The organism is Pyxidicoccus trucidator, assembly GCF_010894435.1.
GTDB lineage: Bacteria > Myxococcota > Myxococcia > Myxococcales > Myxococcaceae > Myxococcus > Myxococcus trucidator.
The window spans coordinates 242,091-258,843 of sequence record NZ_JAAIXZ010000006.1 but is presented as its reverse complement, the minus strand read 5'-3'; the positions used below and the strand labels follow the sequence as shown (position 1 = coordinate 258,843).

Genomic DNA, 16,753 nt, shown 5'->3' with positions numbered 1-16,753 from the left:
TAGGGTGGGACGCATCCATGTTCGCCTTCATCCTCGCCGCGGCCGTGCTCGCGCAGTCGCCGGTGGCCCCCTCCGAGCCCGGCCCGCCACGGTCCGACGCCGGAGTCCCCGAGGCCGCGCTCCCCGTGCCCGCGGTGGCGCTGCCTCCAGCCACCCATGAGCTGTTCCAGCGCATCCAGGGCCGCGTCGCCCAGGTGCGCATCATCGAGCGTCGCTCGGGGACGCGCTCGTCCATCGGCTCGGCGTTCTTCGTCTCCGCCGCCGGCCACGCGGTGACGAACTACCACGTGGTCTCCGACGTGGTCATCCACCCGGAGGACTACACGGCGGAGTTGGTGCTGAGCGGCGGCGCCGAGCCCGTGCCCGTGCGCCTCGTCGACGTGGACGTCGTGCACGACCTGGCCGTCATCCAGCTGGACACGCCCGTGAAGGACTTCTTCGCCCTGGAGGACCGCGAGCCCCCGCAGGGCGCGCGCCTGTTCGCCATGGGCAATCCGAGAGACCTGGGCACCACCATCGTCGAGGGCACCTACAACGGCCTCATCCAGGACGCGCTCTACGAGCGGCTCCACTTCAGCGGCGCCATCAACCCCGGCATGAGCGGCGGGCCCACCCTCACCGGAGAGGGCCGCGTGGTGGGAGTCAACGTCGCCACCATGGGCAACCAGGTCGGCTTCCTCGTGCCCGTGCGCTATGCGCGCGAGCTGCTCGCCCGCGCGCTCCAGGCGAAGAGCGCGGACGCGCAGGCGCTCCTGGCCACGGTGCGCACGCAGTTGCTGGACAACCAGCAGCGGCTCACCGAGCGGCTCCTGGCGGCCACGCTGCCGAAGCAGGCCCTGGGCGGCTACCGCGTCCCCGGCCGCTGGAGCCCCTTCCTCAAGTGCTGGGGCGACACGCCGCATGACCCGGAGGTGCCGTACACGGTGACGAACTACCAGTGCTCCTCCGAGGAGGACATCTACGTGTCCTCGCTCCACCGCACCGGCGTGGTGGCCTTCCTGCATCAGCACGCCACCAGCCAGAAGCTGGGCTCGCTGCGCTTCTCCGCGCTGTACAGCGCGCTGTTCTCCCAGGACCCGGACGCGGTGGAGGCCACGCGCCAGGACGTCACCAACTACCGCTGCAAGTCGGAGTTCGTCGACGTGGGCGGCCTGCCCGTGCGCGCCGCGCTGTGCCTGCGCGCCTATCGCAAGTTCCCCGGCCTCTACGACGTGGTGCTGCGCGCCGCCACGCTGAACGCGGGCACCAGCGGCGTGGACACCTCGCTCACGCTCGCCGGCTTCACCGCGGACAATGGCCGCCGGATTGCGCGCCGCTACCTGGAGGGGTTGTCGTGGACGAAGTGATCTTCCTGGAGGTGCTGGAAGGCGACGCCGTCCACGCCCGCCACCGCCTGGAGCGTTTCCCCGCCAGCGTGGGGCGCGGCTACTCCAACGACGTCATCCTCGATGACCCGAAAGTCTCCCCCGAGCACCTGCGCATCGAGCGCCGCGAGGACGGCGCGCTGGTGCTGCGCGACCTGGGCAGCCACAACGGCACGTACCGCGTGGAGCCCTGGGCCCCGCTCGCCGAGCTGGAGCTGACCCCCGACACCCGCGTGTCGGTGGGCGACACCGTGCTGCGCTTCCGCTCGCGCAGCCACCCGGTGGAGGCCACCGTCGTCGGGCCCGCGCCCACGGCGCCACGGCCCCGCCTCTTCGAGCAGCCCCGCACCTTCGGCCTGGCGCTGCTGGCGCTCGTGGGCGCGAGCCTGCTGGAGTCGTACCTCACCAACTACGGGCGCACCGACTGGGGCGAGCTGATGGTGTCGGTGATGGCGCCGCTCATGCTCATCCTCGTCTGGGCCGGTGGCTGGTCGGTGGCGAGCCGCATCGCCCGCCGGCAGTTCCACTACCGCGCGCACGCCACCATCAGCACGCTGGTGCTGCTGGGCGCCGTCCTCGGGCCCGCGCTGCTCACGCTCGTGGGCTTCAGCCTGGCGCTGGGCGGGGGCCTGTCGGGGCTTCAGTACGCCGTGCTCCTGGGGCTGCTGGGGTGGGGGCTGTACTGGCACCTGCGCTACGTGACGCGGTGGGAGCCGAGGCGGCTGATGCGCTCGCTCGTCTTCGTCGTCCTCGTGTTCGGCGTCCTCTCCCGCGCGGATGACCTGCTGGGCAACGAGGGCTTCAGCGATGGGCTGGACTTCCCCCGCACGCTGCTGCCGCCCCACTTCCGGCTCGCCCGCGCACAGCCCGTGGAGGATTTCTTCGAGGACACGGCACGGCTCCAGGAACAGGTGGACGCGCTGACGAAGGAGGAGTGAGTGCGCCCAGGTTTCACGCAGAAGTGCATTGCGTGAAGTCACGGGAAGGGCTCCCATGCGTGGAAGGTCGGGAATGACCCCGATTCCACAACAGGAGCAGCCATGCGTTCCCTTCTGCGTTTCTCGGCGTTCATCGTCACGACGTCCTTCCTGAGCCTGGGCTGTGGCGCCGCGCCCCAGCCGCAGGAGCCGCAGCAGCCGGCCGAGGTGGTGCCGGAGATGGCGGAGGTACAGCAGGGCGCGGTCGGCGACACGCTGCTGTGGTGCGCGAATCCGCAGGACCCGGAAGGCACGTACCTGGAGGTGGTGCAGACGGCCACCGGCTACGAGGCCGCGCACGTGTCCGAGGAGTACGACCCGTGGGATTGCCGCTGCACGTACACGAAGCGCACGGTGCTGGGGCAGTACACCCGTTGCTACAAGTCCACGGTGGACCCGCGCATCATGAACTGCTTCCGCATCGAGCCCACGGGCACGACGGGCAAGGTGGTGCTGTCCACCACGCGCGTGCAGAAGACGCAGATGGTGATTGGCAGCACGCAGACGGTCTCCTACAGCGAGCTGAGCATCGCGGCCATCAACCAGGACCCGGGCCAGACGCCGCGCAAGGACTTCGTCTACGGCCTGGCGGACTGCCAGTAGCCGGCAGCACGTGGCGGGCGGCCTCCTCACCTGGGAAGGCCGCCAGGCCTGCGGGCCTACGGGGAGGAGGGCACCAGGCAGTAGAGGGTGGTGACCTCCCGCGAGCGCGCGGCATGCAGCGGGTCTGACGTGTCCTTGGCCTTCGAGTGCCGCGCCGGAGTCGAGCGGGCCCACTTCACCGTCAGCCCGCACCGGGTGAATTGCTCCTCGAGCCACCCGGGCGGGCGCAGGCCCAGCAGCACCGCGAGGTCGGACAGGATGAGCAGCCCCTCCCCGCCGGGCGTGAGCGCCCCGGGGAGCCCTTCCAGGAAGCGCAGCAGGAAGCGGTTGTCCTCGTCGAACACGGCGCGGTCCACCCGGTTCTTGGGCGGCTCGGGAATCCAGGGCGGGTTGCAGACGACGAGGTCCGCCTTCCCCTCCGGGAAGAGGTCCGCCTCCGTCACCTGGAAGCGCTTGGCGAGGCCGAGCCGCTCCGCGTTCTCCTTCGCGCAGGCCACGGCCCGGGAGTCGCAGTCGGTGGCCGACGCGGAGGCCGCGCCGCGCTGCAGGAGGAGGAACGACAGCACGCCCGTGCCGGTGCCCACGTCGAAGACACGCTTGCCCTTCACGTCGGGAAGGGAGAGCAGCAGCTCCACGTAGTCCGTGCGGGTCGGCAGATAGACGCCGTAGTACGGATGGAGCAGGCCATTGAGGCCGGGCACGGCCAGGCCCTTGCGCCGCCACTCCGCGGCCCCGAGCATGCCGAGGAGCTGCTTGAGGGGGACGACGGTGGTGGCCGCCTCGGGCTCGCCCCAGACCTCGCGGCAGGCCTGTGCCACGTCCGGGGCGCGCGACAGGCCGAGCTTGTAGGCACCGTCGAGCGCGACGACGATTCGAGCCAGCGTCTCGTGCTCCAGTTGCCGGGCGCGCCGCTCCGCCCGGAACGCCTCCAGCGGCGAGCGGGCATTCGAGGGGCGGGAGAGCCGCCGGCCCAGCGCGCCCAGGAGCTGCTTCGCGTTGTGGAAGTCGCCGGTGTACAGCAGGAACTCGCCATTGCGGACGCGCTTGAGCGCGGTGTCGGCCTTGAGCCGGTCATCCACGGGGGACAGGCGCGCGGGCGCGGGCTCGCCACTCTCCGAGTGCCAGGTGAACGCGGCGCCAGGCGCCAGCCCGGCCGGCATGGCGGCGGCAGGCGCGCCTTCCTGGCGGGTGGTGGGTTTGCGGGGAGGGGACATGAGAAGGGGGTAGCACGTCCCCGGGCTCGCGTCGCGCTGGAGAAGTGGGCTTCGCGTTCGTGAGGGACGCATGCTCCGGGGCCTGCGTCCTCCGTGAACGCGGCTCCGCGGGATGACCCGGTGCTTCACAGAACGCCTCGATGCGGAGACATAGACTGGCCGGGGATCTGCATCGTCCCGCTGGCTCAGTGTCCCGCTTCGGAGGAACCCCCATGCAGCGCAAGCCCGCATCACCTCCCCGCAACCTCCTGGTCATCATGGTGGACCAGATGCGCTTCCCCCGGTTCCCCTATGGCCCGGAGGGCGGCTTCGCGGAGCCTCTCAAGGAGCTGCTCGGCTTCCAGCCCCTGCGCGAGGACAACCCCTATGCCTCGATGTTCCCGGGCTTCGTGAAGCTGCAGCGGCACGGCGTGGTGCTGCGCAACCACACCATCGCCTCCTCGGCCTGCATTCCCAGCCGCACCACCATCATGACCGGGCAGTACGGCACGCGGACGGGCGTCATGCAGACCGATGGCCTCTTCAAGAGCGCCGATGCCGCCGCCTTCCCCTGGCTGCGACCCGACGGCATTCCCACCCTGGGCCACTGGTTCCGCGCCGCGGGCTACCGCACGCACTACTTCGGCAAGTGGCACGTGTCGAATCCGCCGGAGCACTCGCTCTCGCGCTATGGCTTCGAGGACTGGGAGCTGAGCTACCCCGAGCCGCACGGCTCCAGCCCCAACAACCTGGCCTTCTACCGGGACTTTGGTTGCGCGGACCTGGCCTGCACCTTCCTGCGGCGCAAGGCCCTGGCGCTCGAGGTGGACAGGACCCAGGCCGTGGCCTCCGACAAGGCGCCCCTCCAGCCAGCGCCCGCCGCGGAGCAGGCCCCGTGGATGGCCGTGGTGTCCTTCGCCAATCCCCACGACATCGCCACCTACCCGGCCCTGCCACGCACCCTGGACCCGGAGGCGCCACCGGTCGGCCCGCTGCCCATCCCCGGGAAGCGCACGCTGTCCACGCCTCCCGCGGGCGGCACCTTCCGCTACCCGCTCAACCCGGAGGGACTGGACGCGACGTGCGCCCAGCCACCGCCTCCGGCCGCGATGGCGCTCGGCCCCGACAAGCCGTCCTGCCAGCTCGACTACTCGTACAAGGTCGGGCTCGGGCTCGCCGCGAAGACGGGAATGGGCGCGCTGCGGCAGGCCGTGGCGGCCGGCAAGACGCCCGCGAACCCCGAGGCCCTCGCGCTCGGCGTCACGCTCGCCTCCAACATCCCTTTCCAGCTCACGGTGAATCCGGAGGCCTCCGTCGCGGCCTTCGTGCAGTACTACGCCTACCTGCACCAGGTCGTGGATGGCCACATCGCCCGTGTGCTCCAGACGCTCGAGGAGGTGGGCCTGCACGAGGACACCCTGGTCGTCTTCATGTCGGACCACGGCGAGTACGGCGGCGCCCACGGAATGATGATGGAGAAGTGGCACGCGGCCTACCAGGAGGCGCTGCACGTGCCGGTGGTGTTCCGGCACCCTTCGCTCAACTCGGACCTGGCGCCCCGGCAGGTCGAAGCGCTGACCAGCCATGTCGACCTGCTGCCCACGCTCCTGGGCCTCATGGGGGTGGAGGGCAAGGACCTGGAGAAGGCCCGCGAGGAGCTGCGCCTGCAGCGCGTCGTGCCTCCGTTCGTGGGCACGGACCTGACGCCGGTGGTGAAGGGTGAGCAAAGCGTGGTGCTTGAGCCGGACGGCTCGGTGCGCGAGGGCGTGCTCTTCATCACCGACGACGAAATCACCGAGCCGCTGCCGGTGGATGGGGACCCGCACTCGGAACAGGACCTCGAGAACTACGCCTTCTTCTGCAAGGTCGTGGACCTGCTGCGCACCGGGGGGAATGGGGTGCTGCCCCCGGGGCGTCAGGTGCCGGAGCTGGCGCCCGGCCCGGTGCGCCAGCCGAACCACGTCCGCTGCGTGCGCAGCGGCGCCTGGAAGCTCTCGCGCTACTTCGACCCCCACGGGCAGGAGGCCGAGCAGTGGGAGCTGTACGACCTGGAGACAGACCCGCTGGAGTCCCACAACCTGCTGGCCGTCAACGGGCCCTTCCCGGCGGTGGCGCCCACGGTGCCGGACTCGCGCAAGGCCGCGGTCGAGGAGAAGGCCACGAGCCTCGGCAGCCTGCTCGCGCGCTACGAGAAGGAGAAGCTGGCCCCGTGGCCCGGGAGCGTCCGCAGCAGCGCCCCGAAGGCGTGAGCGGGGCCTTTGACCTGGCCGGTGGGGCAGGGGCGTGGGCCTGTGTTGCTTGAGGCTCAACGCCCCGCCCGCCGCGGTGGCCCGTGCGCCGGGAGCGACATCTCGATGACCTTCATCTGGGTCGGCGCGGGAATCCACCACTGCTCGAAGAGCGAGGGCTCGGCGAACGCGCGCCACGTGGTGAGGCGAGGCGCTTTGATGACGCGGGAAAGTGTGAGGTCGAGCTCGGGATTGAACGTGCGGGTCATCGTGATTTCTCCTCTTGGTAGAGCGCGGTGACCAGGTTCTCCAGTCGATCGGAGCGGGCCTCCCACAGTGCTCGTTGTTCCGCCATCCACGACTCGGCGGCGTGAAGTCTCTTCGGATTGACCCGGCAGGTTCGGAGTCGACCCGTCTTGGTGGAGCGAATGAGGTCGTGCTCTTCGAGCACCCGCAGGTGCTTCATGAACGACGGCAACGCCATATCGAAAGGCTTGCTGAGCTCGCTCACGGTGGCGGGGCCCTTTCCGAGCCGGTGGATGACGGCTCGCCGGGTGGCGTCGGACAGCGCGTAGAAGACCCCATCCAGCGAGGCTTGATGGTTACCCATATGGATAACCATATCCGGCCCGGACAGTAAGCTCAACGGCTAACTATCAACCCACTCATCCCGCGGACGCAGCCGTGCCCCTGTTCCCGGCCTGGCCGGGTCCACTTGAGGCGTCGTGGTGGCCTGCCACCTTCAAGGACGCGGTCGGGCGGCGCTGCCGCGCGCTCCCGCGCGCCGGATGAGGTCGCGGAAGGCGATCATCGCCGGGTCGGCGTCGGTGCGCTCGTGCCACCACAGGTTGATGGTGACGTGGAGCGGCGGCACCGGGCTCTGGATGGTGCGCAGTCCGAGGACCGGGCCGAGGCGGGCGACCAGCGAGGCGGGGAGGGTGGCGACCAGGTCGGTATCGGCGACCACCGCGGCGGCGGCGCTGAAGTTCGGTACGACGAGCGCGATGTCGCGGGCAATGCCGAGGCGGGCATAGGCGCCGGGCAGCTCGCGGTAGCCCTTGCCGGGCGCCACCTGCACCTCGACGTGGCGCAGGCCGGCCAGCGTGCTCTTGGAGACGCGGTTGCCGGCCTGGGGATGATTGCGGCGCGCCACCAGCACGGTGCGCTCGCGGTACAGCGGCTCGAGGTGCATGCCGGGGCCCTTCTCACCGACCGCAACGGCGACATCGACCTCGGCGTTGGCCAGTCCGCCGCGAGTGAGCAGGGTGTCGATACCCACGACGCGCAGGCTGGCGCGCGGCAATTCGGCGGCCATCAGCGTGACGAGGCGGGGCAGCCGCACCACCTGTCCGGCGTCGGCGATGGCGAGCGAGAACTGGCGGGTGGTGGTGGCGGGATTGAAGGCGGCGCCGTGCACGGCGTGGTCGAGGTCGCGCAAGGCGCGGGCCAGTGCCGGCGCCAGCTCGGCGGCGCGGGGGGTTGGCACGATGCCCCGGCCACTGCGGGCAATCAACGGGTCGCCGAGCGCGGTGCGCAGGCGGGCCAGTGAGTTGCTGATCGCCGAGGGCGTGACGTGGAGGCGGCGGGCGGCACGCACCACGCTGCGTTCGGCGAGCACGCTGTCGAGCACCAGGAGCAGGTTGAGGTCGAGAGAGGAAAGGCTCACGGTTGGTGAGGATAGACCTCATGAATCATCACTGGCCGAAAATGATGAGCGACCGCATGGTGGAGGCATGCGAACGATGCGGCTGTTCCCCTTGCTCCTCCCGGTCGCCCTCGCGGCCTGTCTGCGCGCGGCGCCGCCGCCCGCGCCCATCCCGCCGGAGACATCCATGCGTGAGGTCCGTGTCCTCGATTCCCACATGTCCTACCGCGAAGCCGGCCACGGCCCCACCGTGGTCCTGCTCCATGGCAACCCGACGTCGTCCTACGTGTGGCGCAACGTCATCCCCCATCTCGCCGGTCGCCACCGCGTGCTGGCGCCCGACCTGATTGGCATGGGCGACTCGGGCAAGCCCGACATCGCCTATCGCTTCGCGGACCATGCCCGCTACCTCGACGCCTGGTTCGACGCGCTCGGGCTGAAAGACGTCGTGCTGGTCGGCTACGACTGGGGCGGCTCCCTGGCCATGGATTGGGCCGCCCGTCACCCCGAGCGGGTGCGAGGGCTGGTCGTGTTCGAGACCTTCTTCCGCTCGCTCAAGTGGAGCGACTACCCGCCGCAGGGCGTCGAGCTGTTCAAGAACCTGCGCACCCCTGGCGTGGGTGAGACGCTGGTGCTGGAGCAGAACCAGTTCCTGGCCCGCTCGCTGGGAGCCGGCGTCAAGCGGGGCCTCACCGAGGCCGAGGCCGCGGTGTACTCCGCGCCCTATCCCGACCCTGCGTCGCGGCGCCCGATGCTGGCCTGGCCGCGCGAACTTCCCATCGAGAACCAGCCGGCCGAAGTGATGGCGGTGCTGGACCGCTACGTCGACTGGATGGCGGCGTCGCCGTCGGTGCCCAAGCTGCTGCTCACCTTCGACAGCCCGACGCCGCTCGGCTCCCCTGCGATTGTCGAGTGGGCGCGCGGCAGGTTCGCCGCGCTCGAGGTCGTGGCACTTGGCTCAGCTGGCCACCACGCCAGCGAGGACCTGCCCGATGACATCGGCCAGGCCATCTCCCGCTGGCTCGAACGCCACTCCGTCCGCCGGGAATGAGACCGGGGGCGCGTGCCACCCGGCGCCTGGGAAAAACGAACCACACGTCGTTTCCGTGCGACGTCGGGCCTCCAAGGTTTGTCCTCCTTTTTGGGAAGGATTTCTCACCTGGACGGGGAGCCGGCTGGAGCTCCCCGCCGTTCAGACCCAAAGGGGACGCGCATGAGCAGCAATATGGAAGCCATTCGTTCCTCCTCCGCGCAGGTGGCGGCGGAGGCTGCCCGCCGGTCAGCGCAGGAGGCCGCGGAGCGGGCCGCCCGGGAAGCGGCGGAGCGCGTGGCACGGGAGGCCCGGTCTCGGGCGGCGCCACGGAAGCCGGGCCCCACCGGCGACTCGTTTCAGGCCGCCACCTCCACTCGAAGCCAGACGCTGCTTGGAAGCGAGCCCGCTGTCGCGACGGCCGGTACGGCCCCCCAGGCCAGCACCTTGCGCACGGAGAACATCCGGGACGGGCAGGAGAACTGCCTGGACCAGGTGGGAGACTTCCTCGCCGCGTCACCGCAGATCCGCGCGCGCTCCGAGGTCCTCTTCCTCGCGGACTCCCGGTCGGGAGCCGAGGGCGAGAGTGGCCATGTGGTCATCCGGCAGGGCGGACGCATCTTCGACCCGACCACTCAGCAGTGGGCATCCGAGGCCGACTATTTCGCGAGCCATCCGCAATACTCGGTGGCGGGCACGGCCGGAGGCACGGCGGTGCACCACATCCTCCAGGCGCCCCCAGGGCCGGAGCGTGACGCGGCCATCGCGCGCTCGGGGCTGGACCCGGCCCTGTTCGACATGCGGGTGGCGGACGCGCCCCCACTCCAGATGTCGGCCGCGACGGTCGCGGCGATGGAGGCGTACGTCAGCAACCCCACCGAGGCGAACTTCGACGCGTACGTGAGGGCGCTCTCCCAGGACCAGCTCCAGACGCAGGACGTAGACCTGGCCGCCGCCCAGCAGCGCCTGGCGGGCGGTAGCCCGGTGGCCTGGGGCGACCTCACGCTCGCGGCGGTCGAGGCCCAGGCGCTCGTGCGCTTCCTGCAGGACGCGCCCCGTGCCCCGGAGCTGCTCGAGCAAAGCTTCGTGCAGCTCCGGGAGTGGGCGCGAGTGGCGGACCCGAGCCTCGGCGGGGTGACGCTGGAGCAGCTGCTGGCGGACCCCGCGCTCATGCAGCGCTTCCGCGATGCCGCGGAGAACACGGCCCAGGCCCAGTACGCGGTCCCCCGTCCTCCCGGCCAGGACACGCCCCAGGCGGAGGACAACCTGTCGGCCTTCCTGGACTTCGACTTCGCCTACTCGGTGCTCGGACCGGACGGCCATGGCGCGCAGGGGCTCACCCTGGACCAGGCCATGTCCCAGGCGCAGACCCAGCTGGCGGCGGTGATGACCGAGCACCCCGAGCTGGGAGTGCTGGACGAGGGCGCGCTCATCAACGCCTTCGTGCCGCCGGACGCGCAGCTGGGGCTCGCGTGGAGTCCGCAAGGCGTTCGCGGGCGCATCACCGTGGGGCAGCTGGACTGGGCGGACGGCACGAGCGGCACCTATCTGCTGCAGCAGACCATCGCCTCACGGGGGGCGGATGCGCGCGCACCCTTCCTGGGAGTCCTCGGCACCGCCCGCGCCGAGCTGGCCACGCTGATGAGCTACTTCGCGGCGGGCCAGGACCTCCCCACCGCGAGGGACCTGCGGCCCATGGCCATGACGGCCCTGCGGCAGCTGGCCCTGCAGCTGGGTGACCCGAGCTCGACCGTGGAGGACTTCCAGGCCTTCACCTCGGCCCTGGACACGCTGCAGCGCTACGAGAGCGAGGACGCGAGCCAGCAGAACAGGGACCTGCTCATCGCGGGGGCCACGTTCGTCACGTCCGTCGGCTTCACCATCGCGACGGGGGGCTTCGGTGCGCCGCTGGCGTCCGCCTGGGTCGTCGGTGCCTACGGGGCCGTCTCCACCGGGGGCATGGTGTACGGCTCGTACCGCCGCATCGAGCAGTATGCAGAGGAGCGCTACCTGTCGCAGTTCAACGGCGGAGGACTCAGCCTGTCGGGTGTGCCCCCTCCCTCCGACACAGGGTTCGCCCTGGGGCTGGCGCTGGACGCGCTGGGCATCGTGATGCAGGGCGCGCAGCTGGCCCACGCGAGCCGGCTGGTGACGGCCTCGCGGACGCTGGCCTCGCTCGGCTCGCTGGACGATGCCGGCCGACTGGCGGCGCTCGCCACGCTGTTCCCGGAAGGCACGCCCCTGTCGGCCATCCAGGAGCTCGCCGATGGGACCCGGAGCTTCGCCAGCCTCAGCGCGGAGGCGCGCAGAGCGTTGGCCCAGTATTCCGTGCTCAGTGATGACCTGTACCGGACGCTGGGCTCGACGGCGAAGGCGGATGACCTGCTCCACGTCTTCCGCCAGAGTTTCCTGCGGGGCCGCACCGTCGATCAGGCCCTCGAGGCGGGCGACATCACCGCGGACCAGCTGGCGATGTGGATACGCCGGCCCAGCTCGATGTCCCTGGGCAACATCACGATGAGTGACGAGCTGACGCCCTTCACCGCCACGGACATCACGCGGGCCCGCCAGCTCTTCAACGTGCCCCCGGGCATCAGCGACGACGTCGTCCGCGGCTTCCTGATGAATGTGCGGAAGAGCTACGGGACGATCGCCGATTTCCCCAATGGCTATTCGGCTCCGCCCATCATTCGTTACCGGACGCTGGATGAGCTGGTGGCCATCGCCAGCCGGCCGGGTGAGTGCAATAGAATCTCCCAGGCAATGCGGGATGCGTTGGGCGCCGGCGCCACGGCGCCTGCCCGGGCGTTCGCCGCTGAGGACGTCGGCTGGGTCTACGGAGGAAGACGCTTCGACGTGGCGGAAGACCTGGGAGGCAGCGGCACGGCCTACCATGCCTACGCGGTGGATGCCGCCGGGCGTGTGTGGGATCCGATGACCGGCATCTGGGGAACCCTCACCGAGCAGCAGTACCTCTCCTACTTCGTGGACGGTGCCAACAACCCCATCCTCCCCATCCGGTGAGACCGGGGGCGTGAATGCTGGCTCGGAGCTGTTCCAGATCCATCCCTCCGGGAAGAGCGACAAATCCGCCGCCGTCAGCTCCACCGGTGCGGTCATTGCTTCGGAATCCTCATGTTACTGAATAACATCTGGGCTCCACCTCGGAGGATGAGCCCCCATGCGTTCCATGCCCCTGGCCGTACTGCTGCTGCTGTCCGGCACCAGTCTCGCGGCGGTGAAGAATGTCGCCAACGTCTCCCAGCTCCAGTCCGCGCTCGCCTCGGCGCAGGCTGGCGACGAGATTGTGCTCGCGGACGGCACGTATGACGTCAACCAGGACCTCGGGTGCTCAGCGGAGGGCACCGCGTCGCAACCCATCGTCGTGCGCGCGGCGAACCGGCATGCGGCGCGCATCCGGTTCAACGCGACGGAGGGCTTCAAGGTCTCCGGCCGTTACTGGACCTTCGACGGGCTGGACCTCGAGGGCGTGTGCGCGCAGGACAGCGCCTGCGAGCACGCCTTCCACGTCACCGGCCATGCGGAGAACTTCGTCCTGCGCAACAGCCGCCTCCGGAACTTCAACGCGCAGCTCAAGGTGAACGCGGTCAAGAATGCCAGCGGCGTCTTCGAGATGCCGCACCGGGGCCTCATCGAGCGCAACGAGGTCTACGACACGCGCGCCCGGAACACGGGGACTCCGGTGACGAAGCTCAACATCGACACCGGCGACGACTGGGTGGTGCGTGAGAACTACATTCACGACTTCGCCAAGGCGGGCGGCATCTCCTACGGCGCGTTCATGAAGAGCGGCGGCCACCGGGGCGTGTTCGAGCGCAACCTCGTCATCTGCACGAAGGACGCGGCCACGGGCAACACGCGCATCGGCCTGTCCTTCGGCGGAGGTGGTACGGGGAACGCGTTCTGCGCGCCGGCCTTCGACGCGAGCGTGACGTGCGACCCGGAGCACTCGGATGGCGTGCTGGCCAACAACGTCATCATCAACTGCTCTGACGTCGGCATCTATCTCAACAAGGCGGCGAACACGCGGGTGCTGTTCAACACCCTCATCGCCACCACGGGCGTGGACTTCCGCTTCGCCTCCAGCACCGGCGAGGCCCACGGCAACGTGATGTCCTCGGTGATTCGCGTCCGTGACACGGGGAGCTTCACCGCGGGCACCAATCTCCTGAACGTGGCGTCGGGCACGTGGTCCACCTGGTACCAGGCGCCGCTGAGTGGCGACCTGCGCATCAAGGGCGACGTGTCGCAGCTCATCGGCGCGGCCGCGGCGCGGGCCTCGGTGACGGTGGACTATTGCTCTCGACCCCGGCCGACGGGAGCGGCCTACAGCCTGGGCGCGCTGGAGCACTCGCTGGGGGATTGCAGCGACGCCGGCACCGGAACCCCCGCGGATGCGGGCACTTCCGTGGACGCTGGCACTGGGAGCGACGCGGGGACTTCTGGAGGCGGAGAGGACGCGGGCCCAGTCCTCATCGACGAGGACCCGGACTCTGGCGGAGGTTGTGGCGCGGCGCCGGGGCTCGCCGCCTTGCTCGTGGCCCTGCTGCTGCCCATCGGGCTGCGGCGCCGTGGCTCCCGGGCCACACCTGTGTCGTCCGATGGTGCCTGATGCTGCGTGCACTGCTGACCCGGTACCTTTGGGACTCGACGACGGGTGTCCTCACGGTGAGTCTCTTGCTGGGGAGCGTCCTGGCTCTGCCGGCATGGTTTCACCTGCTGGACCGGGGGCGTCACACCGTCGCGGTGGAGGAGCTGAGGCCCGGCGACTTCACAGGGACCACGTCACGCCGCGTCGTCGTGAACGCCCGCCCCGACGTCTGGGGGGCGTATGAGTCTTCGTTGCGGCCACGTGGAGGAACGGAGCGCTGGCTGTGCGTTCAGCTCCTCTCCTCGCAGGGGCCAGCAACCGCCGACAGCGAATCCGTCTGGGCCCTCATTCCCATCGAGGAAGAACGCTCCGCAGAGGAAGTCGCGGAGGGGCTCGAACACCAGAGACGCTTCGAGGGGGTGTTGCGGAACGTCCTGTGGGAGCAGTGGGAGAGCGAAGATCGGCTGATAGGGCCTGATACGCCACGGGGGCATCCGAATGCGATGGTCGTCCAGGTCGGCCGCAATCAGCAGACGGACCTTGCCTCCATTATCGGCTCCTACGTGTTCTGGAGCGTTGCCGGAATCATGCTCGTACTGCTGCGGCGGCCTGCAAGGGCCTCCCCAGCCACTTGAGGAAGCCCGAGCAGGAGCTTTTCGCGGCGTACAAAAGAGCGCTGCGCCGCCCCTTCACGTCACGGTGAGTAGAGCTCCGAGGAGGCGAGCGGCAGGCCCGTGCTGTCGGTGCCTCCCACCGCCAACACCCGGCCCGAGGGCAGGAGGCTGGCGGTGAACTGGCTGCGCACCGCCAGCATGCTGGCCGTGGGGCTCCAGAGGTGGGTGCCCGGCTGGTACAGCTCCGCGCTGGACAGGTAGAGCGTCGTGCTGCTGCCGCCAAGCTTGTTCAGCCCACCAGCCACCAGCACGGCGCCCGACGACAGCGGCGCGATGACATGGCCATGGCGCGGGGTGCTCATGGTGCCCGCGGGCGACGCGGTGCTGGCCGTGAAGGCCTCGGCCGAGGCGAGCGAGGCGTGGCCGGTGAATTTGCCCGTGCCAGAGAGTCCTCCGATGAACAGCGAGGTGGTGGAGGTGAGCTGGAGCGACAGGTGGTCGCTGCGGGGCGTGGCGAGGCTTCCGGTGGTGGACCAGGTGCCGGTGGCCGGGTCATACAGCTCCGCGCTCGCGAGCCGGTACAGGGCGGTGAAGACGTAGTAGTAGCCGCCGGTGACGAGCACCCGCCCGCCAAGCCGCACGGCGGAGTGGCCCATGCGGCCCGTGGCGAGGCTTCCCGTGGCGGACCAGGTGCCGGTGCCCGGCTCGTACAGCTCGGCGCTGGTGAGGTAGACGCCGCCGTCGGAGCGGCCACCGGCGACGAGCACCTGGCCCGTGCCCAGCGGGGTCGCCGTGAAGCCGGCGCGGGCGGTGGCGAGGCTGCCGGTGGCGGTCCACGTCTCCGTGGTCGGGTCATACAGCTCCGCGCTGGCGAGGCTGCCGCTGGAGCCACTGCCGCCCATGACGAGCACCTGGCCCGACGGCAGCAGGAGGGCGGTGTGCCCCGCGCGGCCCTGGGCCAGGCCTCCCGTGGCGGACCAGGCGTTGGTGGTCGGGTCATAGAGCTCCGCGCTGGCGAGGTAGCTCCCCGCGCTCCCGGTGCCTCCGGCCACGAGCACCTTGCCCGACGCGAGGACGGTGGCGCTGTGGTTGGACCGGGCCGTGGCGAGCGGAGCGGAGCGGCTCCAGGTGAAGGCGCCTGCCTCGTAGAGCTCGGCGGTGGCCACCTCGCCCGCCGAGGTGGAGCCTCCGGCCGCCAGCACCTGCCCGGAGCGCAGGAAGATGCTGGCGGGGCCAGCGCGGCCCGCGAGCATGGGAAGGGTCGGGCTCCACGTCCCAGCGGCCGGGTCGTACAGCTCGGCGGAGCCGGAGCTGTCGAAGACCAGCACCTTGCCCGAAGCCAGCAGCGCGGCGGAGTGGCTCGAGCGGGGCTGCGTGAGGGCGCCGGTGGTGGACCAGGTGTTGGTGGCCGGGTCATAGAGCTCCGCGGTCGTGGTGCCGCCGCTGCCGCCGGTGACGAGCACCTTGCCCGAGGGAAGCAGCGTGGCCGTATGCGCATGGCGCGCGACGCTCATGCTCGCGCCCGCGGCCCAGGTGTTGGTGGCCGGGTCGTACAGCTCCGAGGTGCTCGTCGAGGAGAGCCGGCCCTGGCCTCCGGTGACGAGCACCTTGCCTGACGTGAGCAGCGTGGCCGTGTGCGCATGGCGCGGGGTGCTCAGGCTTCCGGACGTCCAGGTGCCGGTGGCCGGGTCGTACAGGGCCGTCGTGAGGATGGGACCGGTGCTCCCGGCGCCCCCGGTGATGAGCACCTTGCCGGAGGGGAGCAGGGTGTTCGTGCCCGCGCTCCGTGCATGGGGGACGCTTCCCGTGGCGGACCAGGTGCCGGTGGCCGGGTCATACAGCTCCGCGCTGGTGAGGTAGACGCCCGCGCCGCCGCCCGCATAGCCGTTGGCCACGAGGACCTTGCCCGTGTTCAGCAGGGTGGCGGTGTGGCCCGTGCGCACCGAGGTCATGCTGCCCGTCGCGGCCCAGGTGCCGGTGGCCGGGTCATACAGCTCCACGCTCGACTGGACCGCGCCCGCGCTGTAGCCGCCGGTGACGAGCACCCGGCCCGACGCGAGCTGCACGGCCCTGCCGCTGCTCCGCGTCCGCAGCGCGCTGCCGGTGGACACCCACTGCGGGGAGCCCAGCGCCGCGCCGGAGCGCTGGAGGGACTCGACGCCCGGAGCGTGCTCCGTCCCGGCGTCGGCAGGGCCGCAGGCCACGCACGCCAGCAGCAACAGGATGGAGAAATGGATGACTGGGATAGGACGTCTCATGGCTTGCCCCCTCGGAGTGGCGCCTTTCGGCGCGGGGCATCCTGGTCGTCGGCGTCACGCGACTTCAAGCACGCGGGCCAGGGCCGGAAGCCCACCGCGAGCCCGGCTTCCAGCGGCAGCGGGCACCCGCCGATCACGAGCCCTGGAGCCGACGCCGATGAGCGTGGTGTCCTGGACGGCTCACGGTCGATACGTGTGTTCACCTGCCAGATAGTATTGGAAAGCACCT

13 protein-coding genes are annotated in these 16,753 nt (G+C 70.5%); 8 read left to right on the top strand and 5 right to left on the bottom strand.

The annotated features are described in order from the left end of the window. Positions 1-17 precede the first annotated feature (17 nt). The 3 genes from G4D85_RS19185 (at position 18) to G4D85_RS19175 (ending at position 2,944) form a co-directional block, all read left to right on the top strand. Positions 18-1,346: a S1C family serine protease gene (locus G4D85_RS19185; RefSeq protein ID WP_164013981.1), complete on the top strand. Its 1,329-nt coding sequence runs from the start codon at positions 18-20 to the stop codon at positions 1,344-1,346. After that, entirely contained in the window at positions 1,334-2,302 is a 969-nt protein-coding gene (locus G4D85_RS19180; protein WP_164013979.1) for an FHA domain-containing protein, read from the top strand. Before G4D85_RS19185 ends, G4D85_RS19180 begins: the two co-directional genes overlap by 13 nt. 102 nt (positions 2,303-2,404) lie before the next feature. Beyond that, on the top strand, positions 2,405-2,944 hold the full coding sequence (locus G4D85_RS19175; RefSeq protein ID WP_164013977.1) for a hypothetical protein: 540 nt from the start codon (positions 2,405-2,407) through the stop codon (positions 2,942-2,944). 56 nt (positions 2,945-3,000) lie between these two features. On the opposite strand, the gene G4D85_RS19170 is transcribed toward G4D85_RS19175, so the two are convergent. Beyond that, on the bottom strand, positions 3,001-4,104 hold the full coding sequence (locus G4D85_RS19170) for a 50S ribosomal protein L11 methyltransferase (RefSeq protein ID WP_420821716.1): 1,104 nt from the start codon (positions 4,102-4,104) through the stop codon (positions 3,001-3,003). Positions 4,105-4,370: 266 nt separating this feature from the next. Here G4D85_RS19170 and G4D85_RS19165 point away from each other — a divergent pair, with 266 nt between their 5' ends. Beyond that, positions 4,371-6,386: a sulfatase-like hydrolase/transferase gene (locus tag G4D85_RS19165; RefSeq protein ID WP_164013973.1), complete on the top strand. Its 2,016-nt coding sequence runs from the start codon at positions 4,371-4,373 to the stop codon at positions 6,384-6,386. A 56-nt stretch (positions 6,387-6,442) separates the two neighbouring features. Here the strand turns inward: G4D85_RS19165 and G4D85_RS19160 are convergent, their stop codons facing one another. The 3 genes from G4D85_RS19160 to G4D85_RS19150 all read right to left on the bottom strand — a co-directional run bounded on the left by G4D85_RS19160 (position 6,443) and on the right by G4D85_RS19150 (position 8,031). Further along, positions 6,443-6,634, bottom strand: a complete 192-nt coding sequence (locus tag G4D85_RS19160; protein ID WP_164013971.1) for an SRPBCC family protein — start codon at positions 6,632-6,634, stop codon at positions 6,443-6,445. After that, on the bottom strand, positions 6,631-7,011 hold the full coding sequence (locus G4D85_RS19155) for an ArsR/SmtB family transcription factor (RefSeq protein WP_240359370.1): 381 nt from the start codon (positions 7,009-7,011) through the stop codon (positions 6,631-6,633). Before G4D85_RS19155 ends, G4D85_RS19160 begins: the two co-directional genes overlap by 4 nt. A gap of 96 nt (positions 7,012-7,107) precedes the next feature. Beyond that, positions 7,108-8,031 (bottom strand): LysR family transcriptional regulator, encoded by a 924-nt coding sequence (locus tag G4D85_RS19150; protein ID WP_164013969.1) that lies wholly within the window; start codon positions 8,029-8,031, stop codon positions 7,108-7,110. A 166-nt stretch (positions 8,032-8,197) separates the two neighbouring features. On the opposite strand from G4D85_RS19150, the gene G4D85_RS19145 reads away from it, so the two are divergent. The 4 genes from G4D85_RS19145 to G4D85_RS19130 all read left to right on the top strand — a co-directional run bounded on the left by G4D85_RS19145 (position 8,198) and on the right by G4D85_RS19130 (position 14,287). Continuing rightward, positions 8,198-9,061 (top strand): haloalkane dehalogenase, encoded by an 864-nt coding sequence (locus G4D85_RS19145; protein ID WP_240359369.1) that lies wholly within the window; start codon positions 8,198-8,200, stop codon positions 9,059-9,061. 162 nt (positions 9,062-9,223) lie between these two features. Further along, a complete protein-coding gene (locus G4D85_RS19140) occupies positions 9,224-12,064 on the top strand; it encodes a hypothetical protein (protein ID WP_164013965.1) in 2,841 nt (946 codons plus the stop codon). A gap of 157 nt (positions 12,065-12,221) precedes the next feature. Further along, positions 12,222-13,673, top strand: a complete 1,452-nt coding sequence (locus tag G4D85_RS19135) for a chondroitinase-B domain-containing protein (protein WP_164013963.1) — start codon at positions 12,222-12,224, stop codon at positions 13,671-13,673. Continuing rightward, a complete protein-coding gene (locus G4D85_RS19130; protein WP_164013961.1) occupies positions 13,673-14,287 on the top strand; it encodes a hypothetical protein in 615 nt (204 codons plus the stop codon). Before G4D85_RS19135 ends, G4D85_RS19130 begins: the two co-directional genes overlap by 1 nt. 59 nt (positions 14,288-14,346) lie before the next feature. Here G4D85_RS19130 and G4D85_RS19125 read toward each other — a convergent pair whose 3' ends face one another. Continuing rightward, positions 14,347-16,524, bottom strand: coding sequence for a Kelch repeat-containing protein (locus G4D85_RS19125; protein ID WP_164013959.1), 2,178 nt, complete (start codon positions 16,522-16,524; stop codon positions 14,347-14,349). Between the last annotated feature and the right edge of the window lie 229 nt (positions 16,525-16,753).